Consider the following 24898-nt stretch of genomic DNA (forward strand, 5'->3'; position numbering starts at 1 on the left):
CGAGCAACTGAGGACAAGCCCTCGGCCTATTAGTACCAGTCAGCTCCACCCGTTACCGGGCTTCCACATCTGGCCTATCAACCCAGTCGTCTACTGGGAGCCTTAACCACTCAAGGTGGTGGGAACACTCATCTCGAAGCAGGCTTCCCGCTTAGATGCTTTCAGCGGTTATCCTTTCCGAACGTAGCCAACCAGCCATGCCCTTGGCAGAACAACTGGCACACCAGAGGTTCGTCCGTCCCGGTCCTCTCGTACTAGGGACAGCCCTTCTCAATATTCCTACGCGCACAGCGGATAGGGACCGAACTGTCTCACGACGTTCTAAACCCAGCTCGCGTACCGCTTTAATGGGCGAACAGCCCAACCCTTGGGACCGACTCCAGCCCCAGGATGCGACGAGCCGACATCGAGGTGCCAAACCATCCCGTCGATATGGACTCTTGGGGAAGATCAGCCTGTTATCCCCGGGGTACCTTTTATCCGTTGAGCGACAGCGCTTCCACAAGCCACTGCCGGATCACTAGTCCCGACTTTCGTCCCTGCTCGACCCGTCGGTCTCACAGTCAAGCTCCCTTGTGCACTTACACTCAACACCTGATTGCCAACCAGGCTGAGGGAACCTTTGGGCGCCTCCGTTACTCTTTAGGAGGCAACCGCCCCAGTTAAACTACCCATCAGACACTGTCCCTGATCCGGATCACGGACCCAGGTTAGACATCCAGCACGACCAGAGTGGTATTTCAACGACGACTCCACAACCACTGGCGTGGCCGCTTCAAAGTCTCCCACCTATCCTACACAAGCCGAACCGAACACCAATATCAAACTATAGTAAAGGTCCCGGGGTCTTTCCGTCCTGCTGCGCGAAACGAGCATCTTTACTCGTAGTGCAATTTCACCGGGCCTATGGTTGAGACAGTCGAGAAGTCGTTACGCCATTCGTGCAGGTCGGAACTTACCCGACAAGGAATTTCGCTACCTTAGGATGGTTATAGTTACCACCGCCGTTTACTGGCGCTTAAGTTCTCAGCTTCGCACACCCGAAAGTGCACTAACCGGTCCCCTTAACGTTCCAGCACCGGGCAGGCGTCAGTCCGTATACATCGCCTTACGGCTTCGCACGGACCTGTGTTTTTAGTAAACAGTCGCTTCTCGCTGGTCTCTGCGGCCACCCCCAGCTCACCGAGTAAATCGGATCACCAGAAATGGCCCCCCTTCTCCCGAAGTTACGGGGGCATTTTGCCGAGTTCCTTAACCATAGTTCACCCGAACGCCTCGGTATTCTCTACCTGACTACCTGAGTCGGTTTAGGGTACGGGCCGCCATGAAACTCGCTAGAGGCTTTTCTCGACAGCATAGGATCATCCACTTCACCACAATCGGCTCGGCATCAGGTCTCAGCCTTAACGTGTGACGGATTTACCTACCACACGGCCTACACCCTTACCCCGGGACAACCACCGCCCGGGCTGGACTACCTTCCTGCGTCACCCCATCGCTTACCTACTACAAGTCTGGTTCATCGGCTCCACCACTACCCTCAACTCCGAAGAGATCAGGCCGGCTTCACGGACTTAGCATCGCCTGATTCAGTACTGGGCGTTTCAAAGCGGGTACCGGAATATCAACCGGTTGTCCATCGACTACGCCTGTCGGCCTCGCCTTAGGTCCCGACTTACCCTGGGCAGATCAGCTTGACCCAGGAACCCTTAGTCAATCGGCGCACACGTTTCTCACGTGTGTATCGCTACTCATGCCTGCATTCTCACTCGTGAACCGTCCACAACTCGCTTCCACGGCTGCTTCACCCGGCACACGACGCTCCCCTACCCATCCCAGCCCCCGTTAGGAGTATGTGCTGGAATGACACGACTTCGGCGGTACGCTTGAGCCCCGCTACATTGTCGGCGCGGAATCACTTGACCAGTGAGCTATTACGCACTCTTTCAAGGATGGCTGCTTCTAAGCCAACCTCCTGGTTGTCTCTGCGACTCCACATCCTTTCCCACTTAGCGTACGCTTAGGGGCCTTAGTCGATGCTCTGGGCTGTTTCCCTCTCGACCATGGAGCTTATCCCCCACAGTCTCACTGCCGCGCTCTCACTTACCGGCATTCGGAGTTTGGCTAAGGTCAGTAACCCGGTAGGGCCCATCGCCTATCCAGTGCTCTACCTCCGGCAAGAAACACACGACGCTGCACCTAAATGCATTTCGGGGAGAACCAGCTATCACGGAGTTTGATTGGCCTTTCACCCCTAACCACAGGTCATCCCCCAGGTTTTCAACCCTGGTGGGTTCGGTCCTCCACGAAGTCTTACCTCCGCTTCAACCTGCCCATGGCTAGATCACTCCGCTTCGGGTCTAGAGCGTGCAACTCAAACGCCCTATTCGGACTCGCTTTCGCTACGGCTTCCCCACACGGGTTAACCTCGCTACACACCGCTAACTCGCAGGCTCATTCTTCAAAAGGCACGCAGTCACGACTGACAACACAAGTGCTGCCAGCGACGCTCCCACGGCTTGTAGGCACACGGTTTCAGGTACTATTTCACTCCGCTCCCGCGGTACTTTTCACCATTCCCTCACGGTACTATCCGCTATCGGTCACCAGGGAATATTTAGGCTTAGCGGGTGGTCCCGCCAGATTCACACGGGATTTCTCGGGCCCCGTGCTACTTGGGTGTCTCTCAAACGAGCCGCTGATGTTTCAGCTACGGGGGTCTTACCCTCTACGCCGGACCTTTCGCATGTCCTTCGCCTACATCAACGGTTTCTGACTCGTCTCACAGCCGGCAGACTATGAAAAAGAGATCCCACAACCCCGCATGCGCAACCCCTGCCGGGTATCACACGCATACGGTTTGGCCTCATCCAGTTTCGCTCGCCACTACTCCCGGAATCACGGTTGTTTTCTCTTCCTGAGGGTACTGAGATGTTTCACTTCCCCTCGTTCCCTCCACACTGCCTATGTGTTCAGCAGCGGGTGACAGCCCATGACGACTGCCGGGTTTCCCCATTCGGAAACCCCCGGATCAAAGCTTGGTTGACAGCTCCCCGGGGACTATCGTGGCCTCCCACGTCCTTCATCGGTTCCTGGTGCCAAGGCATCCACCGTGCGCCCTTAAAAACTTGGCCACAGATGCTCGCGTCCACTGTGCAGTTCTCAAACAACGACCAGCCACCCACCACCCCACCCTTACAGGCGAGTTCACTGGGGCCGGCAACCAAAGGCAGCCTTACGGCCATACCTTCAGATACCCAACAGCGTGCCCGACCCGATCAACTTGTTCCGCTTTCCACGCCGAAGCAGTACTCACACAACAAGCTCACCGCGCCGAATAGTCAACGTTCCACCCATGAGCAACCACCGTCGAACATTTGCCGACGAAATGGTCTCTGGATTCCCCGAAAGGAACCTAGATGCTCCTTAGAAAGGAGGTGATCCAGCCGCACCTTCCGGTACGGCTACCTTGTTACGACTTCGTCCCAATCGCCAGTCCCACCTTCGACAGCTCCCTCCCACAAGGGGTTGGGCCACCGGCTTCGGGTGTTACCGACTTTCGTGACGTGACGGGCGGTGTGTACAAGGCCCGGGAACGTATTCACCGCAGCAATGCTGATCTGCGATTACTAGCAACTCCGACTTCATGGGGTCGAGTTGCAGACCCCAATCCGAACTGAGACCGGCTTTTTGAGATTCGCTCCGCCTCACGGCATCGCAGCTCATTGTACCGGCCATTGTAGCACGTGTGCAGCCCAAGACATAAGGGGCATGATGACTTGACGTCGTCCCCACCTTCCTCCGAGTTGACCCCGGCAGTCTCCTGTGAGTCCCCATCACCCCGAAAGGCATGCTGGCAACACAGAACAAGGGTTGCGCTCGTTGCGGGACTTAACCCAACATCTCACGACACGAGCTGACGACAGCCATGCACCACCTGTATACCGACCACAAGGGGGGCACCATCTCTGATGCTTTCCGGTATATGTCAAGCCTTGGTAAGGTTCTTCGCGTTGCGTCGAATTAAGCCACATGCTCCGCTGCTTGTGCGGGCCCCCGTCAATTCCTTTGAGTTTTAGCCTTGCGGCCGTACTCCCCAGGCGGGGAACTTAATGCGTTAGCTGCGGCACCGACGACGTGGAATGTCGCCAACACCTAGTTCCCAACGTTTACGGCGTGGACTACCAGGGTATCTAATCCTGTTCGCTCCCCACGCTTTCGCTCCTCAGCGTCAGTAATGGCCCAGAGATCCGCCTTCGCCACCGGTGTTCCTCCTGATATCTGCGCATTTCACCGCTACACCAGGAATTCCGATCTCCCCTACCACACTCTAGCTAGCCCGTATCGAATGCAGACCCGGGGTTAAGCCCCGGGCTTTCACATCCGACGTGACAAGCCGCCTACGAGCTCTTTACGCCCAATAATTCCGGACAACGCTTGCGCCCTACGTATTACCGCGGCTGCTGGCACGTAGTTAGCCGGCGCTTCTTCTGCAGGTACCGTCACTTTCGCTTCTTCCCTGCTGAAAGAGGTTTACAACCCGAAGGCCGTCATCCCTCACGCGGCGTCGCTGCATCAGGCTTTCGCCCATTGTGCAATATTCCCCACTGCTGCCTCCCGTAGGAGTCTGGGCCGTGTCTCAGTCCCAGTGTGGCCGGTCGCCCTCTCAGGCCGGCTACCCGTCGTCGCCTTGGTAGGCCATCACCCCACCAACAAGCTGATAGGCCGCGGGCTCATCCTTCACCGCCGGAGCTTTTAACCCCGTCCCATGCGGGACAGAGTGTTATCCGGTATTAGACCCCGTTTCCAGGGCTTGTCCCAGAGTGAAGGGCAGATTGCCCACGTGTTACTCACCCGTTCGCCACTAATCCACCCCGAAAGGCTTCATCGTTCGACTTGCATGTGTTAAGCACGCCGCCAGCGTTCGTCCTGAGCCAGGATCAAACTCTCCGTGAATGTTTTCCCGTAATCGGGATCACAACACGAGAGCGGAACAACCAAGTCGGAATAAGACCGGTCGTTCACAGCGTCCTCGCTGTTGTTGCCTACCCGACCCGAAGGACCGGTAGGACTTTTCAAAGGAACCACCAACCTGCCGAAGCAGGCCGGGGTATCAACATATCTGGCGTTGACTTTTGGCACGCTGTTGAGTTCTCAAGGAACGGACGCTTCCTTCGGTCCCGTTTCACCGGGCCCCTCCGGGCGCTTCCCTTCGTGTTCTTGCGTTTCCGACTCTATCAGACTCTTTCGTGTCCGATTCCCGGCCGAAGCGGGATCCTGCGGGTTACTGCTTGATTCGCTTTCCAGTTCTTCGCTTTCGCGTTTCCCTTTCCGGCGAGTCCGACTCTATCAGATCCTTTCGGGCCTGATTCCCAGTCAGCGGGGTTTGTCATCCCGACCCTTCGGCCGTTCCGACTCCCGAACTCTAGCGGATCCCTCCGGCGACTCATAATCGAGCCCGGGAATTGAATTTCGGCATGCCGAAATTGTCCCCGACGGGAGATCGTGCTGAGTTTGGTTGCCGCATTCGCGGCGAATCGGCTGCCTCAGAACCGTACCGGCTCCGTGACAACTCGAAGAACCTTACTGACGCGAGGGAGGGCTGTCAAGCCCGCCCCTGCCCGGCCTCGGCGGCCATCAGTCCAGGTCGGTGAGTCTGCCGTCGGCGTCCGGCTGCTCGTCCTCCACGCGGCGCAGGAGCCGGATCAGGATCTCGCCCAGCGCCCCGCGCTCGTCACCCGAGAGGTCCTGGAGAAGGTCCTCCTCGAAGGTGGTGGCCATCCTCATCGCCTCGAGCCACTTCGTGCGCCCCTCGTCCGTCAGCTCGACGATGACGCGCACCCTGTTCTTCTCGTCCCTGTCCCTCGTGACCAGGCCCTCGCCCGCCATGCGGTCGATGCGATGAGTCATCGCGGCGGGAGTGAGCCCGAGCCGCTTGGCCAGCTCACCCGGGCCCAGCCGGTACGGGGTGCCGGACAGGACCAGAGTCTTGAGCACCTCCCACTCGGTGTTGCTGATGCCGAGGGCGGCGACCTGCCTGCCGTAGGCGACGTTCATCCGGCGATTCAGCCGGCCCAGCGCGGAGACGATCTGCTCGACCTGCGGGTCGAGATCCCGGAACTCGCGCTGGTAGGCGGCGATCTGCTCGTCGAGGCTCGGCTCATGGAGCTCGGGCTGCTCGGTGGTCTCAGACATGGCGGGCAGTATCGCACGCCCCTCGTCGCCTTCGAAGTCCTTCAGGCTGAAGACTTCAGCTTCTAACTTTAGTGCTAAAGTCTACGGGTCTGTGTTCTTGAAGGTTCTTTCTGTCTTGAGGTAGGTGAGTGTGACCAGGGAGATGGGTGCAGCGCTGCGGCGGATCCAGCTGGGCAGCGCGCTGAGCGCGTTCGGCCTCGGATTCACCGTCCCGTATCTGTACGTCTACGTGGCGCAGGTGCGGGATCTCGGTGCCGGTACGGCAGGTGTCGTACTGGCTGTCTTCGCCATGGCGGCGCTGGCCGTGCTGCCGTTCACGGGCAGGGCCATCGACCGGCGTGGTCCCCTGCCGGTGCTGATCGTCGCCGCCGCCGCGTCCGCCGTGGGCGCGTGTGCGCTGGGCGTTTCGAGCGGTGTGACGTCTGCCGTGCTCTCCGCCGCCGTCCTGGGCGCGGGCACCGCTGTCATGCAGCCGGCCCTCGCGACGATGCTGGTCTGGTGCTCCAGCGCCTCGACCCGCACACGCGCCTTCGCCATGCAGTTCTTCCTGCAGAACCTCGGGCTCGGCATCGGTGGTCTGGTGGGCGGACAGCTGGTGGACGTCGACAGGCCGTCGAGCTTCACCCTGCTGTTCCTCATCGAAGCTGCGATGTTCGTGGTGCTCGGCGTGGTCGCCGTAACGGTACGCATGCCGCGTGCCCCCTCCCTCGCCGCTCCTGTGCCCGCCGACGGCTCAGCGCCGAAGGCCGGGCTGCGGGTGCTGCTCTCGCACCGGGCCATGGTGCAGCTGTGCGTGCTGGGCTTCGTGATTTTCTTCGCCTGCTACGGCCAGTTCGAGTCCGGTCTCGCCGCCTACGGCACCGAGGCCGCCGGAATCGATCCGTCCACCCTGGGCATCGCGCTGGCGGCCAACACGGCCGTCATCGTCGTCGCGCAGTTCGTGGTGCTCCGTCTCGTGGAGCGTCGGCGGCGCAGCCGCGTCATCGCGGGTGTCGGTCTGATCTGGGCCTTCGCCTGGATCGTGGCGGGATACGCGGGTCTCGGGCACGGCAGCCAGACCATGGCGACGGCTGCGATGATCTCGACGTACGCGCTGTTCGGGCTGGGTGAGTCGATGCTGTCACCGACGGTGGCGCCGCTGGTCGCCGATCTGGCGCCCCAGGCCATGGTCGGTCAGTACAACTCGGCGTTCGCCCTGGTGAAGCAGCTTGCCCTGGCTGTCGGGCCTGCCGTGGGCGGTCCCATGGGCGCCGCGCTGCACGGGCCGTACGTCGTGACGTTCGTGCTGTTCTCGCTGGCTGTCACCGTGCTGGCGCTCAGGCTGGGCCGCCGGCTGACCCCCGTGCAGGACAATCCGTCGCTCGCGGCGGTGCCGTCCCGGGTGGTTGCCGTGTCGTTGCCGGAGAGCGGTCCCGCGGTCGCCGCGCCCACCACCGTGCACGGGGAGACCGTGCGCTGAGAGGCCGTTGCACGGAGAGACCGCGCGCCGAGAGACCGCGCGCCGATAGCGAGCTCAGCCCGGGAGCGCGAATTCGCACCAGACCGCCTTGCCTCCGCCCGGGGTGCGGCGGCTGCCCCAGGACGAGGCGATGGTCGCGACGATGGAGATGCCGCGTCCCGCCTCGTCGGCGGGTTCGGCGCGGCGGCGCCGGGGCAGGTGGTCGTCCCCGTCCGTCACCTCGATGATCAGGCGGCGGTCGGTCCGGCGCAGACCGAGGCGCATGGGCGGGGTGCCGTGCTGGAGGGAGTTCGCCACGAGCTCGCTCGCGGCGAGTACCCCCAGGTCGCACAGCTCCATGGGAAAGCGCCAGGACGTCAGGACGCCCGTGGCGAAGGCACGGGCCCTGGGGGCGGCCTCGATGCCGCCGAGCAGTTCGAGCGAGGCGTTGTGGAAGAGCTCCGCGCTCGCACCCGTACGGGCGGGGTGCTGGACCACGAGGACCGCCACGTCGTCGTCGTGCTCCGCGGTGACACCCAGGGAACGGATGAGCCGGTCGCAGACGACCTGAGGTGATCCCTTGGCGCCCGAGAGTGCGCGCTCCAGGGAGGCCACCCCCTCGTCGATGTCCTCGCTGCGGCGTTCGACCAGGCCGTCCGTGTAGAGGACGGCCGTGGAGCCGGGCGGCAGGGGAATCGTCCCCGAGGTGTGGACCCAGCCTCCCGTACCTCCCGTGCCGAGCGGCGGTCCTGTCGGGTCCTCGGCGCGGTGGACGGTGCCGTCCTCGTCGCACACGACGATCGGTAGGTGCCCGGCGGAGGCGTAGACGAGATGGCCCTCGTTCGGGTCGTGGACGGCGTAGGCGCAGGTGGCGATCTGGCTGGCGTCGATCTCGGCGGCGAGTACGTCGAGGAGCTGAAGCACCTCGTGCGGCGGCAGATCGAGGCGGGCGTAGGCGCGGACGGCGGTGCGCAGCTGGCCCATGACGGCGGCGGCCCGCACACCGCGTCCCATCACGTCGCCGATGACGAGCGCGGTCCGGCCGGCGCCGAGGGTGATGACGTCGTACCAGTCGCCGCCGACAGCGGCGTCCGTGCCGCCCGGCTGATACGTGGCGGCGATGCGCAGGTCGTCGGGCTGTTCGAGATCCTGCGGGAGCAGGGAGCGCTGGAGGGTGACGGCCGTTTCGCGGTGGCGGCGCTCGCTGGCGCGGAGCCTCTCCGCCGCCTCGGCGTGGTCGGTGACATCGGTGGCGTAGACGAGGACGCCCGCCTCACCTTCGGGCCCGTCCGGGCTGCCGGTGGCCACGGGGGTGCAGGTCACCGTGTACGAGCTGCCCGCCAGGACCTTGCGGGACTTGACCGTGCGGGGAGTGCCGCTGCGCAGGACCTGGTCCATGAGAGGCAGCAGGCTGAGCTCGGCGAGCTCGGGCATGGCCTCGGCCGCGGTCGCGCCGCAGGGGCGTGGGCCGAAGGCCGCCGTGTATGCGGCGTTGACATAGGTGATGCGGTGCTCGGAGCCGTGGAGCAGCGCGACGGGGGCGGGCAGCCGCCCGAGGAGCTCTCCGGCGGGCAGGGCCTCCGGCGAGGGGTCGGCGGCCGGGGGCTGCGAGGCCTCGTCCGGTGGTGTGGCCGCGGTCCTGGGCCGTAGGGACTCGGCGCGGGCAGCGGGTACGGAACTCTGGTCGTCCCGCGCGGCGGCTCGGCGCTGCGTTCCGGGAAGGCGGGCGCTCCAGCGCGTGAAGTTCACGGAATTTCTGGCCTCGTGTGTCGGTCTGGTCCGCTCGGGCGAGCTGCTTCTTCTGCTGGTCCTGCCGGCCGGTGGTTCCCCGTCCGCTTCTCATGTCTCACGCGGGGTCGGGGTGCCGGGGGCCGGGGCTTCTTCGTGCTGGTGGCCGTCGCTGCCGGTCACTTCAGGTGACTGCCTGCCGGGTGACTCTGCGCAGGTGTGAGCCCACCTATGGTCACACGTCCAGTGTGATCGGCCGTACTGACAGTTGCCGTACGGCGGTCGGTCCATCCGCTGAACTGCGGGCGTTCCAGGGGCGTACCGGTGGGCGGCGTACGGCGGATCAGCCGGACGTGCCCGGTGGCCTGCCGTTCTTCGGCGGGGCGTCGTCCGGCGGGCCCGGGTGCGCGTGTCCCCGGGCGGCGAGGGCGAATTCGGCACGCGGGTGTTCGAGCGAGCCGAGGGAGACGATCTCTCGCTTGAAGAGTCCGGCCAGGGTCCACTCGGCAAGGACACGCGCCTTCCGGTTGAACGTGGGTACGCGGCTGAGGTGGTAGACGCGGTGCATCAGCCAGGCCGGATATCCCTTGAGCTTGCGCCCGTAGACATGGGCGACGCCCTTGTGCAGGCCGAGCGAGGCGACGGATCCGGCGTAGGAGTGCCGGTAGTCGGTGGCCGGCCGTCCCGCGAGGGTGGCCACGATGTTGTCGGCGAGGACCTTGGCCTGGCGCACGGCGTGCTGGGCGTTCGGCGCGGTGTCCGTGCCGGGCTCGGACGAGGTGAGGTCGGGGACGGCCGCGGCGTCACCGGCGGCCCAGGCATGTTCGGTGCCGTCGACGGAGAGGGCGGCGGTGCAGCGGATGCGGCCGCGCTCCGTGAGGGGGAGGTCGGTGGCGGCGAGGATCGGCGCGGGTTTGACGCCCGCGGTCCACACCAGGGTGCGGGTCGGGAAGCGTGAGCCGTCGCTGAGCACGGCGACCCGGCCTTCGCAGCTGTCCAGGCGGGTGTCGAGCCGTACGTCGATGTTGCGGCCCCGCAGTTCCCTGACGGCGTACCTGCCCATGGCCTCGCCGACCTCGGGGAGGATGCGCCCCGTCGCCTCGACCAGGATCCATCTCAGGTCCGTGGGCTTGATGTTGTGGTAGTAGCGCGAGGTGTACCTGGCCATGTCCTCGAGCTCGGCGAGCGCTTCCACACCGGCGTATCCGCCGCCGACGAAGACGAAGGTCAGGGCGGCGTCACGGATGGCAGGGTCCCGGGTGGCCGAGGCGATGTCCATCTGTTCGATGACGTGGTTGCGGAGCCCGATGGCTTCCTCGACGGTCTTGAAGCCGATGCCGAAGTCGGCGAGGCCGGGGACGGGCAGGGTGCGCGACACGGATCCGGGCGCGAGGACGATCTCGTCGTACGGGATCTCCAGGGCGCCGGTGCCGTCCTCGCCGGTGGCGAGCGTCGCTACGGTCGCGGTGCGCTTGGCGTGGTCGACGCGCTCCGCCTCGCCGATGACGATCGTGCAGTACTTCAGTACCCGGCGCAGGGGCACGACGACATGGCGCGGCGAGATCGAACCGGCGGCGGCTTCGGGCAGGAACGGCTGGTACGTCATATAGGGCTCGGGGGTGACCACCACGATCTCGGCCTCACCGCTCTTCAGTCTCTGCCGGAGCTTCCGCTGGAGACGCAGCGCGGTGTACATCCCGACGTAGCCGCCGCCGACGACGAGAATGCGCGCACTTGGCCGGGTGCCGGGGGGTGCCCCCCGGGAATCTGGTGCCATCACCATCCCATGACGCAACGGAGTCCGGAGTTTGTCCACAGGCCCGGCAAATTGTGTGACCGGAGCTCCTCCGCCGCCCCGCGGCCCGCGGTCCTCGCCGGTCTCCGGAGCTGTGCAGGTCAGGTGGGGCGGAAGGGGTGAAGGAGAGGGGGCGAATCAGGGTCCAACCGGTCCTTGCTCCGATCGGGGGGCGCTCCGTGCGGAACTACCCCCTTCTGAATTGACCCGGGCTCAACTATGTTCGTACCCCGTTGGGGTGTCGGATTCGGACTGAGGTCCACACCCCGACCGACAGGCGGGGAAGTCTCCGGGGGGAGACGTCATAACCGGGGGAAGTTATGCACATTCAGGATTTGCATGGGCCGAGCGCTGTCTCCTCCACAGATGAGGACCACGGGCGGCTGAGCCCCGTGGCAGCGGTCGGTACGGTCGCGGCGGCAGGAGCGACGGGCCCCACCGCCCGGTCCGCACCGCTCCGCGTGGACGCACAGCGCAATCTCGAGCACGTCCTGCGCGCCGCGCGCGAGGTGTTCGGCGAGTTGGGTTACGGCGCGCCGATGGAAGACGTGGCACGCCGCGCGCGGGTCGGTGTCGGGACGGTCTACCGCCGTTTCCCGAGCAAGGACGTGCTGGTGCGCCGGATAGCCGAGGAGGAGACCGCCCGGCTGACCGACCAGGCGCGCTCCGCCCTCGGCCACGAGGACGAGCCGTGGTCGGCACTCTCCCGCTTCCTGCGGACCTCGGTGGCATCGGGCGCGGGCCGGCTGCTGCCGCCGCAGGTGCTGCGCGTCGGCGCGGAGGCGGACGACCAGGCCGAGGCGGCGGCGGGCATGAGCACGGCCGACAGCGAGACGCGTGTCCCGTATCAGCGGCAGGGAGTGGACCAGCCCGGACTCCGGGTGGTCGGTGCCCCCTCGTCGGAGGAGGAGGGGCTCGACGACGACCCGGGCGCTGCCGAGCTGCTGGAGGTCGTGGGCAGGCTGGTGGACCGGGCCCGTGAGTCGGGTCAGCTGCGGGGTGATGTGACGGTGGGCGATGTGCTGCTGGTCATCGCCACGGCGGCACCGGCTCTGCCCGACCCGGCCCACCAGGCCGCTGCGTCGGCCCGGCTGCTGGACATCCTGCTGGAGGGTCTGCGGCCGCATCAGGCATAAGCACTCCGTGGCCGGCGGGAGCGGCTCCGTCGCCCGAACATCTCGGACACCCGTGCGGGCAGGGGGCGTTGCTCCTTCCCCGTCCGGGTGACATCACCCCCCGGGGGACCGGAAGACACCCCGGACGAGTGGTTGCTTGCGCTCCGGGGTTCGCCGTGCCATGGCTCTGTGGCACTGTTGCCCGGGAATTCAGGGTCCGAGGGTGCATTACGGGGGCTCCGCGATGAGCGGTGACGCGCAGCAGCAAGAACCGTCCGACGGTGTCGCTGCCACGGGCAAGGGCAGCAGCGGAGTGGCGCCGCAGGGCCAGTCGTCTCCGGAGCGTTCCGGGGAGGACGTGCGGCCGGACGGCTCCGCCGAGGGTGGCACCGTGCTGCCCGGCCCGTGGCCGCCCGCGTCCGCCGGTGACGGGACGCCCTCGCAGCCCGGCGCGACGGACGCCGTGAACACCGACAGCGCGTACACCGACTCCGTGTACGCGGTCCCGCTGCAACGTGAGGGTCGCGCCGGATCGGCCGACCTCGGCCCCTCCGACGCCCAGTTGATCCAGGGGATGCGCGAGGGCGACGACCAGGCGTACGAGGAGCTCTTCCGCCGCCACTCCGGCGCGGTGCGCCGCTATGCCCGTACCTGCTGCCGGGACGCGCACACCGCCGACGACCTGACGGCCGAGGTGTTCGCGCGGACACTGCAGGCGGTGCGCGGCGGTAAGGGGCCGGAGGAAGCCGTCCGTGCCTACCTCATGACGGCCGTCCGGCATGTCGCCGCCGCGTGGACCAGGAGCGCGAAGCGCGAGCATCTCGTCGACGACTTCGCGGTGTTCGCCGCGCAGGCCACCCGCTCCGCCGGTCTCTCGGAGACCGACACCCTCGATCTGGGCGCCGATGTGCGGGCCATGCACGAGGCGGACAGGTCGATGGCCATGCAGGCGTTCCGCAGCCTGCCGGAGCGCTGGCAGGCCGTGCTGTGGCACACCACGGTGGAGGAGGAGTCGCCCAGCGAGGTCGCCCCCCTGTTCGGTCTGACGGCCAACGCCACGGCGGTTCTCGCCGTCCGGGCCCGCGAAGGCCTCAAGCAGGCTTACCTGCAGGCCCATGTCAGCCAGTCGCTGACAGCGGGCGGTGACTGCGCGCAGTACGCCGACCGGCTCGGCGCCCATGCCAGGGGAGGCCTGCGCACCCGGGCGGAACGCGGGCTGCGCAAGCATCTGGACGAGTGCGCGAAGTGCCGGATCGCCGCCGGTGAGCTGGACCGGGTGAACGCCGGGATTCCGGCCGTTCTTCCGATCGCCGTCATCGGCTGGTTCGCCGCGGGCTATTCGCTCAAGGCGGCCGGCATCGTGGCCGGCGGCGCAGCGGGGGCCGCCGGTGCCGGAGCCGCCGCTGCGGCCACCGGAGGCGCGTCCTCCGGGAGCGGCGCGGCAGGCGGGGCCGCCGCGTCGGAGGGCCTCGGCGCTCCGGTGAAGGCCGGGATCGCCGCCGCGGTGGCCCTGGCGGTCGCCGCCGGTCTGGTGTGGGCACTGGTCGGTGACGACCGGCCCGCGCCCGAGCAGAAGCCGGTGGCCAAGCCGCCGGCCGCGGCACCCGCCCCCACTCCCCCGCCCGCTCCTGAGCCGACGCCGAGTCCGGAGCCGCCGCCCCCGCCCGCCACGCCCGCGGCGAAGACGCCGCCCGCCCCTGAGCCCACTCCGACCCCGACACCCACACCCACGCCGACCCCGAGGCCGACACCTCCGAAGAAGCCCTCGCCGACCCCCACCCCGACCCCGCCCCCGCCGAAGGAGCCGCCGCCCGCGCCGGAGGTCTACCAGGTCAACGAGCTGGCGTACTCACTCACCGGCGATCACACGGGTCCTGAGATCGTGCTCGGCCGCAGCCGCGGTGTGTTCTGGCAGCGCCAGGGGCTGTCGATCGCGTCCACGACGTACGCGCACGGTGTGACCGCCCCCTCCAGCTCCTCGGTGACCGTCCAGCTCAACCGGAAGTGCACCCGCTACGAGGCGATGGCCGGGGTGGACGACCTGACCCTGGGGATCGGCGCCGTGCGCTTCTCCGTGTACGACGACGCGGGGGCGCGGCTGTGGCAGTCCCCCGTGGTCCGGGGCAACGAGCCCGCCGTACCGGTGGGCGTCGGCATCGAGGGCGTGGACGCGATCCGGCTCGTCGTGGAGCCGTCGGGGCCGCTGGGCGGGGTCGCGCTGGCCGACTGGGCGCAGTCACGCATCAGTTGCAGCTGAGCTCCCCGGACTCACGCATCAGTTGCAGCTGAGCTCCCCGGAGTCACGCATCAGTTGCCGCTGAGGTCCCCGGCGGTTTCGACCAGCTGGTCCAGCAGGTCCACGACCTCCTGAGACGTCAGGCCGCTCCCCAGGGCGCTCTCCTCCGCGTAGCGCCGGTGTCCGAGAGCCGTCCGCAGCTGGGCCGCCACCGCAGCCACCTGGTCCTCCTCAAGGGCGGAGCGAGGGCCGTTCAGGCGCCAGGTCCCGGCCGCCGCGAGGATCCGGGCCGCTGCCGCGTACCGGTCCAGCCGTACGAGGACGGTCACGGCAGACTCCGCCAGGTAGGCGGTGAAGTTCTCCGCGCAGCCGGACGACACGGCCAGACGCAGCGCCCCGGTCACCCCACGCAGCCCCTCGGCGGCCCCGCCGGACGGTTCGAACACGCTGATGCCGGCCGAGAGCGCCATGAGCGCCGCCTCGAACTGCGGGGGCCTGCTGCCGTACGCGTCGGCGCCGCCCGCCGCGTCCGCGTACCGGCGGGCCCGGGGGATCTCGCCCGCCGCCAGTGCGACGGAGGCCCGCAGGAAGTCGATGTAGGCACCGGCGTCCATCACATGCTGGCGTTCCGCTTCCGCCTCCGCCTCGTCCAGGCCCTTCGTCGCCGCGTCCAGGTCCCCGGCCCGGTAGGAGAGTTCGGCGAGACGGGCGACCAGGAAGGGAGCCTCGGCATGGGCGCCCACCTCGCGGGCGAGCTCCAGCGCGTCCTGGTAGGCCGCACGTGACTCCTCGTACCTCCCGCGCATCATTCCCGCCTCGCCGGCGGCGCTCGCGACCTGGGCGCGCAGATAGCGGTCGCCGATCCGGCGGCTGAGTACGCGCAGCTCGGCGAGGTCCTCGTCGATGCCCGCTGTCATCCCGAGGGGGGTGTCCACCAGCATGTGGGTGCGGAACATCAGGATGACGGCGTACTCCCAGACACCGCCGTGCACACGGCTGTTGGCGACGGCCGCGTCGAAGCTGTCCCCCAGGTCGGACGTGCGGGTACGGCGCATGTACGCGGTCATCGGCCAGAACAGGCCGGGGAAGCGTGCGGCTTCAGGGCCGCCCTCGCCGAAGACCTCGGTCACGCGGCCGACCAGGGCCTGGAACGTCTCGTCCTCGTGGATGGTGCCGACCGGCCGGCTCTCGGCGGCGAGGAAGAACCGCAGCATGTGCAGGTGCATGCGGGGCCAGTAGCGGGGGTCGGCCCGGTCCTGCGGGTCCTCGCCGATGGCGGCGGTGCGGTCGGCCCAGGCCAGGCCTTCGGCGCGGAAGTTGCGCAGCCACCAGAACCAGCCCATGGCCAGCACCAGGCGCAGCGCCTCCTCCTCGCTGGGGTGGGCGACGACGGTGCGGTGCAGGGCGGCGCGGATGTTGTCGAGGTCCGTCTCCAGGCGCCGGATCCACGGCAGTTGGCCGTCGGAGCGCAGCTGCGGATCGGCTTCCTCGGCCACCGCGGTGAAGTACGCGGCGTGGGCCGTTGCGGCGTCCTCCCGGACGGCGGGCGCGCCGGCCGCCTGCTCCGAGGCGTATTCGTGGATGGTCTCCAGGAGGCGGTAGCGCATCCGGGTGCCGTCGGCGTCGTGCACGGGCGCCGCGACCACGAGTGACTTGTCGACGAGCGCGCCCAGCAGGACGGCGGCATCCGGGCCCGCCAGCGCTTCGGCGGCGGCCAGGTCCCAGCCGCCGGCGAAGACGGAGACCTGCCGCAGCACGGTCCGCTCTTCCTGGGACAGCAGATCCCAGGACCAGTCCACGACCGCCCTGAGCGTCTGCTGACGGGGCAGCACGGTGCGACTGCCGCTGGAGAGCAGCCGAAAGCGGTCGTCGAGCCGGTCCGCGATCTGGCGTGGGGTGAGCAGCCTGAGCCGGGCGGCGGCCAGCTCGATGGCGAGCGGGAGCCCGTCGAGTCTGCGGCAGATCTCGGCGATGGCCCGTGGGTTGTCGGCGGATTCGGCACCGAGGTCGAAGTCAGGCCGCACGGCACGGGCGCGCTCGGCGAACAGGCGGTGCGCGGGTTCCGGCGGCAGTGGGTCGACAGGGCGCACGGCCTCGCCCGGTACGCCGAGGGGCTCACGGCTGGTGGCGAGGATCCGCAGCCGTGGGCAGTGTGTCAGCAGGGTCTCCGCGAGGGTCGCGGCCGCCGCGATGACGTGCTCGCAGTTGTCGAGCACGAGGAGGAAGGGGCCCTGGCGTGTCCGGTACGCGAGGTGCTCGACGAGTCGTGCGGTGGGGTCGGCGCCGGGGGCCTGCCCGTCGCGGGGGCGGCCCTTCAGGAGAGCCGTCTCGCGCAGGCCGAGGGCGGAGAGCACGGCTCCCGGGACGGCGGACGGGTCGTCCAGCGGGGCGAGTTCGGCGATCCAGGCGCCCTGCCCGGCCGCTGCCTCCTCGGCCAGCCTGGTCTTGCCCGAGCCACCGGGGCCTGTGAGCGTGACGAGGCGGGCGTGGGACAGGTCGGAGCGGATGTCGCGGAGTTCGGGCTCGCGGCCGACGAAGGAGGTGAGCCGGGGGCGGATGTTGCCCTCGCTCACGCCCTCGCTCATGTCCTCGGTCCTGCCCTCGCTCCTGTGCGGGTCGTCGTCCGGGGACGGCGCGCTCGGCTCCCCGGCGCCGAGAAGCTCCCCGGCGCCCAGGAACTCCCCGGCGCCGAGGAGCTCCCGGTGGAGTGCGGTGAGCTCCGGTCCAGGATCGGTGCCCAGCCCGTCGGCAAGAGCGCGGCGGGCATCCTCGTACGCGACGAGCGCATCGGCCTGCCGGCCCTCGGCACGCAGGCCGCGCAACAGCTGGGCGCGCAGCGGCTCGTGGTACGGGTGGGCTGCCGTGAGCTCTCTGAGCTCCGGTACGAGGCCCGCGGTGGCCCCGCGCCGTAGGTCTGCCTCGATGCGCTGCTGGAGCGCGGTGAGCCGGTGGGCCTCGGCCTGGATCCCGTGTTCCCGCCCGGGGAGGTCGGCGAGCACGGGACCGCGCCACAGGGCGAGGGCCTCGCGCAGGGTACGGGCCGCCGCCTCGGGTGTGCCCGCGTCGAGCTCGGCGGCGCCCCTGCGGGCGAGCCGTTCGAAGACGCACAGGTCGATGTCGTCGGGGCCGGCGGCCAGCCGGTAGCCGCCCGGGGTCCCGGCGACCGTCTCCCTGCCGAGGACGCGCCGCAGCCGGCTGACGAGGGCCTGGAGGGCGGCGGGGGCGTCCTGCGGGGGGTCGTCGTCCCATACGTCGTCGATGAGCGCGGCGACGGTCGCGGGCCGCCCGGCGCGCAGGGCGAGTGCGGCGAGCAGGGTGCGCAGCCGCGCGCCGCCGACGGGCAGCTCCCCGCCGTGTTCGTCTCGCGCCTCGGTGACGCCCAGGATCAGATACCGCACACGGCCATTGTGTCCCGGCTGGATCGTGTCCCGCTGTGCCCGGGCGGTGGGCAAGTGGCGCGAGTGGGGCGCTACGACTGGAGGGTGCGGCGCGCCGGGACGACGCCGCCGGCCACCGCTCGCTGCCGTGGGGCCGCCGTGCCGGTCCAGCAGGTGCCCCGTCGGGTGACCAGCCGGCGGAGCCAGAGCTCCGTGGACGCCAGTTCGGCCAGGCCGTCCAGGGGCAGGGGCTCGCCCTCGGCGGCGGCGCGCAGCGCCTTGCGTACGACGCGTGCCTCGATCAGGCCCGCCTCGGCGAGCAGCGGGGCGTCGAAGAGGGCGATCAGGTCCGGCAGGGCGGTCCGCAGACCGATGCGTCCCGCGGCGGTCGATGTGGCCTGCGACGGGGCGCCCCAGCCGGGCGGCAGGTCGTGGATACCGGCGCCTGCGAGGACCCGGCGCAGGATCGCGGCACGGGCGCCGGGCTGGACCCGCAGCGATTCCGGGAGGGCGCGGGCCGCGCGTACGACCTGGTTGTCGAGGTACGGGGCATGCAGCCGCTGGCTGCGGATCTCCGCGGCCTGTTCCAGGATCCGCTGGTCGGCCGCGTGCCGGGCCAGGGCGGCACGGGCCCTGGCCTCCCCGGGGCGCTGCACCGATGCGGGCCTGATCGCCGCCGCCTGGAGGCGAACCGATACTTCCGCCAGTGCTTCCCCGGTGAGCCAGCGCGCCGCAGGGCCCGGCCGTGACCAGGCGAGGGAGGCGAGGGACGCGTCGGCCGGGGTGTCGAGTCCTGAGGTGTCACGCCTGGCGTCGGGCAGCAGGGCTGCGGCCGTTTCGAGCCCGGTGCGGTACGACGTACGGGCCAGTCTGCGGGCGGCCCTGTAGACGGCGAGCGGTACGAACAGGGAGTGCGTGGACGGCCCTTCGGCTCTCGCCAGCGCGGCGACGGGCCTCAGGATATGGCGCCTGCGCCGGTCCATGAGGAGGTCGGCCAGCCGCGCGGGGTGCGCGTCCAGGACCTGACGGGCGCCGTGGCCGACGAAGTGGTCGGCGCTCCCGGCTGCCAGTCGGCGGCGGTGGCGTTCGGCGACGACGAGGGAGGGGGCGGGTTCGTCGGTGAGCGGGCCGTCCAGCGACGCGTACGGCAGGGCCTCCTCGCCCGCCGCGACGACCACGTGGTGCAGCCGGGGATTGGCGGCGATGGACCTGGCGCGCTCCAGCTCGTCCTCGCGGCCCTGTACGGACAGGTCGTTGAAGGTGACGGCGAGCAGCCGTTCGCCCGCGCCCGTGCCGTGGCCGAGCACCGTGCCCGGCAGCCCTGGCAGTCCCGCGGCCAGCAAGGCGAGGGTGGCGGACGCGCTGCCGCCCGAGAGGTCCGAGCCGATGCCGGGTACGGGCGCGCCCCTGGCCGCGCGGCGTTCGGCCGGGCCCATGCCGGGGACGGGTCCGGGGTCGGGCGGCAGGGTCTCCGGGGCGTGCCGCGGGGCCATGAGCCGTGCGCGTACGGCGTCGACCAGCGCGTCCCGCACGCCTTCGACGGCACTCACCGGGTCGGTCTGGGGGGCAGCCACGGCGAGTGAGGCCACCGCCTCGTACCCGGTGATCTCGCGCGAGCCCTCCCGGAGGATCAGCGCGTGCCCGGGCGGGATCCGCTTCACCCCTTCGTACGGTGTGCCGTCGCCCAGCGCCTCCGGGGTCTCGGGGCAGGCCAGCAGCGCGGCGAGGTGGCCGATGTCGAGCTGGGCCTCGATGAGGTCGGCGAGAGGGAGGGCCGCGGTGGCGTACGCCGTGCCGTTGGCCCAGGGCGTGTGGAAAACGGGGCGGGCTCCTGCGAGGTCTCCGGCGACGGTGATGCGGCGGCCGATCTGCACGACGGCGGTGTAACTGCCGGACCAGGCGGTGAGATGGCGCAGCGCCCCGCCGCGCGCGGCGAGCAGCCCGACGCGGAGCTGTTCGTCGGTGGCCCCGCAGCAGCCGAGGACGGCGAGCCGGGTGGTGGGCGCGCCCTCGGGGGTCGCGACCGTGATGATGCGGATCTCGTCGGGGCGCCAGTCGCCCACGGCCCACAGCGGATCCGGGTCGCCCCACAGGAGTTGGGAGCCCACCGGCTGGACGGTGCGCCCGTCCCCGTGGTGGCCGACAGCGCCCACCGTGCCGAAGCTCGCGGCGATACTGCTCCACCCCACCAACCAACGCATCGCCGCCTCCACAGGCTGTGGACGAACCGGCGCCCCAGGATCACGTGAACGCCGTTGCGGGACATGCTGCCACGACAACGGCGCCCGGGAGGGGGTACGGGCGGCGCACACCGGATGCGCATGCGCCCCTGGCAAGAGCCTGGCCACGGCTCCGCGACGGCCTCCGCAACGAGAGCGGAGCGTCCGGGAGTTGTGGCGGCAGGACCCCTGTACAGGCCGCACCTCGGCCTGGCCGCGCAACAGGCGTAATCCGGCCATACTCGGGCGGTCTCCCGACGCCCTGCCCGAGCGACACTATTCAGCCATTCTCCGCTCGCGGCAGAACCGGGTGTTTCGCTCACGGCGGCGCACCCGGGCCACGCCCCGAACACCTCTTCCCCGCCCACGGACCGTGCCTCCGACGGCCCGCGACGGCACCCCGGGACCCCCTGCGACATCCAGCGGCATCCGGCGACGTGCGGGCCGGCGCATCCCCCCGGTGCGCCGACCGGCACGCCCTCTTCTCCGAACCCCGCCCGTGCGGCGCACAGTCCGGGAGGTGTTCGTCACCTCCCGGACCGGTTCGCCGCCCGCGGGGATTGGGGCGGCGGTCTCCCCCAGCCCGCCGAGTCCAGTTCGGCGGGCCGACCCACGCAGAACCCATCGAAGCGCTTGCACAGCGGCCGAACCAGAGCGCACGGCCGGGCGCACGGCCACACATCAGGAGCACGATGCCCGGAGCCCCGCTCCCCACGGACAACATTCCCGCCATACGGAGGTCTGCCCCTTAACGGTAGGGATGCGGCGAACTACGCTGGGTTTACCGATGTTCTCAGCAGGGCGGCATATTCCACGGGGCTCGGCCAAATGCGTGTGCGGCCGGAGTGCCCAGGACCGTACCTGGGGAGAACACGGTACGAATGCCGCGCGCCTGACGGTGACGCGGCGGCCGTCTGTGTGTCGAGGGGTGACGCATGTCCAGGGAGCAACGCGGGCCGAACGAGAAGCTCGGCACGGTTCTCGCCCTCGCGGGAATCAGCAACGCCGGGCTCGCCCGGCGCGTCAACGACCTCGGAGCACAGCGCGGTCTGACACTTCGTTACGACAAGACCTCGGTGGCCAGATGGGTCGCCAAGGGCATGGTGCCGCAGGGCGCAGCGCCCCATCTCATCGCGGCGGCGATAGGGGCCAAACTCGGCCGTCCTGTCCCGCTGCACGAGATCGGGCTCGCCGACGCCGATCCGGCGCCCGAGGTCGGTCTGGCCTTCCCGCGCGACGTGGGCGAGGCGGTCCGGTCGGCGACCGATCTCTACCGGCTGGATCTGGCGGGCCGCCGGGGCGGCGGCGGGATCTGGCAGTCACTGGCGGGCTCCTTCGCGGTGAGCGCCTATGCGACCCCCGCGTCCCGCTGGCTCATAACCCCGGCCGATCCGTCGGTCGCGCGGGACACGGCCCCCGCCCAGGAGGCGCTCATCGGCCCGGAGGGCGCACCCGGGGCGCAGGGCACGATCCCCGTCCAGCCCGGCCCGGACACGGCGGGCGCCGGGGGTGTGGAGGGACCGCTGCTGCGTGTCGGCCACAGCGATGTGACCAAGCTGCGCGAGGCCGCCCAGGACGCGCGCCGCTGGGACTCCAAGTACGGCGGCGGCGACTGGCGTTCCTCCATGGTCCCGGAGTGCTTACGGGTCGACGCCGCACCGCTCCTGCTGGGCTCGTACAGCGACGAGGTGGGCAGGGCGCTCTTCGGCGCATCCGCCGAGCTGACCAGGCTCGCCGGATGGATGGCCTTCGACACCGGCCAGCAGGAGGCCGCCCAGCGCTACTACATCCAGGCGCTGCGCCTGGCCCGCGCCGCCGCCGACGTGCCGCTCGGGGGATACGTCCTGGCGTCGATGTCCCTCCAGGCGACCTACCGTGGCTTCGCCGACGAGGGCGTGGACCTGGCCCAGGCCGCGGTGGAGCGCAACCGAGGGCTCGCCACCGCCAGGACCATGAGCTTCTTCCGGCTGGTGGAGGCGCGCGCCCATGCCAAGGCGGGCGACGCACCGGCCGCGGGGGCCGCTCTCCGGGCCGCCGAGAGCTGGCTCGAGCGCTCCAGGGCCGGTGACTTCGACCCGACCTGGCTCGGGTTCTACTCCTACGACAGGTTCGCCGCCGACGCGGCCGAGTGCTATCGCGACCTGAAGGCCCCCCGCCAGGTGCGGCGCTTCACCGAGCAGGCCCTGTCGAAACCCACCGACGAATTCGTCCGCTCCCACGGGCTGCGGCTCGTGGTCTCCGCGGTGGCCGAGCTGGAGTCGGGCAACCTCGACGCGGCCTGTGCGGCCGGGACGCGGGCGGTGGAGGTGGCGGGCCGCATCTCATCGGCGCGCACCACCGAGTACGTACGCGACCTGCTGCACCGCCTGGAGCCGTACGGGGACGAGCCCCGCGTCGCCGAGCTGCGGGAGCGGGCCCGCCCGCTCCTGGTCGCCCCGGCCTGATCCGGACGAGAGGCCCTGGGGCCGGTCTTTTCCTGGTGCGTTCCTGGTTCGAGGCCGTTGTCAGTGGGGCAGTGCAGTATCGGGGTGGGAGGTGGCGTGATGATGACGCACGCGGCGTACGACTGCGATGTGCTGGTGATCGGTGGCGGGATCGTCGGTCTGTCGACCGCGTACGCGCTCACGCGCACCGCGCCCGGCACCCGGGTCACGGTGCTGGAGAAGGAGTCGGACCAGGACCGGCAGCGGACCTGGCGCGGCAGCGGGGTCATCCACAGCGGTATCCACCACCAGCCGGGCTCGCTCAAGGCGCGCTACACGGTGCGGGGCGCGGCCGAGCTGGTGGACTTCTGCGCGGAGCACGGGATCGCCCACGCGGTGACGGGCAAGCTGATCGTCGCCACGGAGAGCGCCGAGCTGCGCCGGCTGCACGCCCTGGTGCAGCGCGGCCGGGCGCACGGCCTGCCGGTCAGGGAGCTGGGCCCCGCCCAGATCGCGGAGTACGAGCCGCGGGTGCGCGGCCTGGCCGCGATCCGGGTCGGGACCGCGGGGGTGTGCGACTTCGGCGCGGTCGCCACCAGGTTCGCGGCCGAGGTGAGCGCTTCGGGCGGGCAGCTCCGCCACGGCGCCCGGGTCGTCGCCGTCGACCGGCGCCCCTGGGGTGTCGCGGTGCGCACGGCCGACGGCCGGGTGGTCAGGGCCCGCGTCCTGGTCAACTGCGCGGGGTCGCAGAGCGACCGGGTGGCGCGGCTCGCGGGCGACGACCTGGGCGTGCGCGTCGTGCCGTTCCGCGGGGCGTACTACGAGCTGGCCGAGCCCGAGCTGGTGCGCGGGCTCGTCGATCCGGTGCCCGACCCCGCGTCCCCCTTCCCCGGGGTCCGTCTGGTCAGATCCGTCGACGGCACGGTCCTCGTCGGACCGAACGCCGTGCCGGCGCTGACGCGCGAGGGGCACGGCGGGGCGGCCGTCCGTCCACGCGAGCTGGCCGGCGCCCTGGCCTGGCCGGGTTCCTGGCGCACGGCCCTGCGGCACTGGCGGTACGGCGCGGGTGAGGTGCACAGATCGCTGTCGAGGAGCGCGTTCACCCGGGCCGTCCAGCGGCTGCTGCCCGAGGTGTCGGAGGCCGGTCTGCGGCCCGCCCCGGCCGGGGTCAGGGCCCAGGCGGTCCTACGGGACGGCACGCTGGTGGACGACTTCCTGATCCGGGACGCCCCGCACACGGTCCATGTGCTGAACGCCCCGTCGCCCGCCGCCACCGCGTCCCTTCCCTTCGGGAGAGAGGTGGCGCGGCGGGCCCTGCTGCGGGCCCGCGCGACGGGGTGGGTTCCTCCTGCCGTAGGGGCTGTCCCCTGACCCGCTGCCCCCTGCCCGGCTGCCCCTCCCCTGGCCCGCTGCCCCCTGATCCACTGTCCCCTGGCCCTCCGGGGCCGCCAGGGATCAGCCCGCCGGGGTGCGAGGGGACAGCCCTTAGAATCAGGGCATTGTGTCTGAGCCCCTGAACCCCACCCCAGAGACGCCCGGCGCCCCCTCCGCGGAAGCGGCAGCGGACGCGGACGCACGGCGCGCCGCGTCCTTCGAGCGCGCGCGCAGGCTGCGTCAGGAGCCCCGCTTCCCCGGCGGCCCGGCCGCCGACCCCGCGGGGTCGCACCACGAGCGTCGTATCCGCAGCTTCCAGCCCCGCCGCAGCCGGGTGACCGCCGGCCAGGAGGATGCCCTCCAGCGGCTGTGGCCCAAGTGGGGCCTGGACATCGACGGCCGGGGCGTCCTCGATCTCCCGGCCCTGTTCGACGGCCTCCCGGTGGTCCTGGAGATCGGCTTCGGCATGGGAGAGGCGACGACCCAGATGGCGGCCGACGACCCGGACACCGGGATCCTGGCCGTCGATGTGCACACCCCGGGCCAGGGAAATCTGCTGGGCCTCGCGGACCGGGCAGGGCTGTCCAACGTCCGTGTCGCCAACGGCGACGCGATCATCCTGCTCCGCGAGATGCTGGAGCCGGCGGCGCTGGACGGGCTCCGGGTGTACTTCCCCGACCCATGGCCCAAGAAGCGGCACCACAAGCGGCGGCTGATCCAGCCGGAGTTCCTCGACCTGGTGGCGGGGCGGCTGAAGCAGGGCGCGGTCGTCCACTGCGCCACGGACTGGGAGCCGTACGCGGAGCAGATGCTGGAGGTCCTGACGGCCCACCCGCTGTTCGAGAACACCCAGCCGGACGGCGGGTACGCCCCCAGGCCCGCGTTCCGGCCGCTGACCCGCTTCGAGGGCCAGGGCCTCGACAAGGGACACATCGTGCACGACGTGCTGTTCACCCGTCGCTGATCGGCCACCACCCGCCGTCGCGGCGTGGCCAGGT

At 69.6% G+C, this 24898-nt stretch carries 11 protein-coding genes and 2 rRNA genes; 6 read left to right on the top strand and 7 right to left on the bottom strand.

The window, feature by feature from the left end:
- Positions 1–9: 9 nt before the first annotated feature.
- The 3 genes from OG623_RS15880 to OG623_RS15890 all read right to left on the bottom strand — a co-directional run bounded on the left by OG623_RS15880 (position 10) and on the right by OG623_RS15890 (position 6195).
- Positions 10–3134, bottom strand: a 23S ribosomal RNA gene (locus tag OG623_RS15880).
- A gap of 296 nt (positions 3135–3430) precedes the next feature.
- A 16S ribosomal RNA gene (locus tag OG623_RS15885) occupies positions 3431–4956 on the bottom strand.
- Together the 16S and 23S rRNA genes form the textbook arrangement of a ribosomal RNA operon.
- 681 nt (positions 4957–5637) lie before the next feature.
- Entirely contained in the window at positions 5638–6195 is a 558-nt protein-coding gene (locus tag OG623_RS15890; protein WP_406147186.1) for a MarR family winged helix-turn-helix transcriptional regulator, read from the bottom strand.
- Positions 6196–6337: 142 nt separating this feature from the next.
- On the opposite strand from OG623_RS15890, the gene OG623_RS15895 reads away from it, so the two are divergent.
- Positions 6338–7654 (top strand): MFS transporter, encoded by a 1317-nt coding sequence (locus tag OG623_RS15895; RefSeq protein ID WP_406151845.1) that lies wholly within the window; start codon positions 6338–6340, stop codon positions 7652–7654.
- A 54-nt stretch (positions 7655–7708) separates the two neighbouring features.
- On the opposite strand, the gene OG623_RS15900 is transcribed toward OG623_RS15895, so the two are convergent.
- Positions 7709–9382, bottom strand: a complete 1674-nt coding sequence (locus OG623_RS15900; RefSeq protein ID WP_406147188.1) for a SpoIIE family protein phosphatase — start codon at positions 9380–9382, stop codon at positions 7709–7711.
- A gap of 322 nt (positions 9383–9704) precedes the next feature.
- Positions 9705–11138, bottom strand: coding sequence for an NAD(P)/FAD-dependent oxidoreductase (locus OG623_RS15905; RefSeq protein WP_406147190.1), 1434 nt, complete (start codon positions 11136–11138; stop codon positions 9705–9707).
- 338 nt (positions 11139–11476) lie between these two features.
- Here OG623_RS15905 and OG623_RS15910 point away from each other — a divergent pair, with 338 nt between their 5' ends.
- Complete coding sequence (locus OG623_RS15910; RefSeq protein ID WP_406147192.1) at positions 11477–12292, top strand: TetR/AcrR family transcriptional regulator; 816 nt, start codon at positions 11477–11479, stop codon at positions 12290–12292.
- Positions 12293–12515: 223 nt separating this feature from the next.
- On the top strand, positions 12516–14528 hold the full coding sequence (locus tag OG623_RS15915; protein ID WP_406147194.1) for a sigma-70 family RNA polymerase sigma factor: 2013 nt from the start codon (positions 12516–12518) through the stop codon (positions 14526–14528).
- A 50-nt stretch (positions 14529–14578) separates the two neighbouring features.
- Here OG623_RS15915 and OG623_RS15920 read toward each other — a convergent pair whose 3' ends face one another.
- Both OG623_RS15920 and OG623_RS15925 read right to left on the bottom strand, forming a co-directional pair.
- Entirely contained in the window at positions 14579–17905 is a 3327-nt protein-coding gene (locus tag OG623_RS15920) for a BTAD domain-containing putative transcriptional regulator (protein WP_406147195.1), read from the bottom strand.
- 71 nt (positions 17906–17976) lie between these two features.
- Positions 17977–20085, bottom strand: a complete 2109-nt coding sequence (locus OG623_RS15925; protein ID WP_406147197.1) for an asparagine synthase-related protein — start codon at positions 20083–20085, stop codon at positions 17977–17979.
- Between the two features lie 953 nt (positions 20086–21038).
- Between OG623_RS15925 and OG623_RS15930 the strand changes: the two genes are divergently transcribed.
- The 3 genes from OG623_RS15930 (at position 21039) to trmB (ending at position 24864) form a co-directional block, all read left to right on the top strand.
- Entirely contained in the window at positions 21039–22547 is a 1509-nt protein-coding gene (locus tag OG623_RS15930) for a sporulation protein (RefSeq protein WP_406147198.1), read from the top strand.
- A 99-nt stretch (positions 22548–22646) separates the two neighbouring features.
- Complete coding sequence (gene lhgO / locus OG623_RS15935; protein ID WP_406147200.1) at positions 22647–23897, top strand: L-2-hydroxyglutarate oxidase; 1251 nt, start codon at positions 22647–22649, stop codon at positions 23895–23897.
- Between the two features lie 130 nt (positions 23898–24027).
- On the top strand, positions 24028–24864 hold the full coding sequence (trmB, locus tag OG623_RS15940) for a tRNA (guanosine(46)-N7)-methyltransferase TrmB (protein ID WP_406147202.1): 837 nt from the start codon (positions 24028–24030) through the stop codon (positions 24862–24864).
- Positions 24865–24898 lie beyond the last annotated feature (34 nt).

The sequence above is a fragment of the Streptomyces sp. NBC_01012 genome, from assembly GCF_045162755.1.
GTDB lineage: Bacteria > Actinomycetota > Actinomycetes > Streptomycetales > Streptomycetaceae > Streptomyces.

Excerpts from the sequence above, each read along its gene's own strand:
- OG623_RS15890 (WP_406147186.1), bottom strand. The coding sequence starts at position 6,195 with ATGTCTGAGACCACCGAGCAGCCCGAGCTCCATGAGCCGAGCCTCGAC.
- OG623_RS15895 (WP_406151845.1), top strand. The coding sequence starts at position 6,338 with ATGGGTGCAGCGCTGCGGCGGATCCAGCTGGGCAGCGCGCTGAGCGCG.
- OG623_RS15905 (WP_406147190.1), bottom strand. The coding sequence starts at position 11,138 with ATGGCACCAGATTCCCGGGGGGCACCCCCCGGCACCCGGCCAAGTGCG.
- OG623_RS15910 (WP_406147192.1), top strand. The coding sequence starts at position 11,477 with ATGCACATTCAGGATTTGCATGGGCCGAGCGCTGTCTCCTCCACAGAT.
- OG623_RS15915 (WP_406147194.1), top strand. The coding sequence starts at position 12,516 with ATGAGCGGTGACGCGCAGCAGCAAGAACCGTCCGACGGTGTCGCTGCC.
- OG623_RS15925 (WP_406147197.1), bottom strand. The coding sequence starts at position 20,085 with ATGCGTTGGTTGGTGGGGTGGAGCAGTATCGCCGCGAGCTTCGGCACG.
- OG623_RS15930 (WP_406147198.1), top strand. The coding sequence starts at position 21,039 with ATGTCCAGGGAGCAACGCGGGCCGAACGAGAAGCTCGGCACGGTTCTC.
- lhgO (WP_406147200.1), top strand. The coding sequence starts at position 22,647 with ATGATGACGCACGCGGCGTACGACTGCGATGTGCTGGTGATCGGTGGC.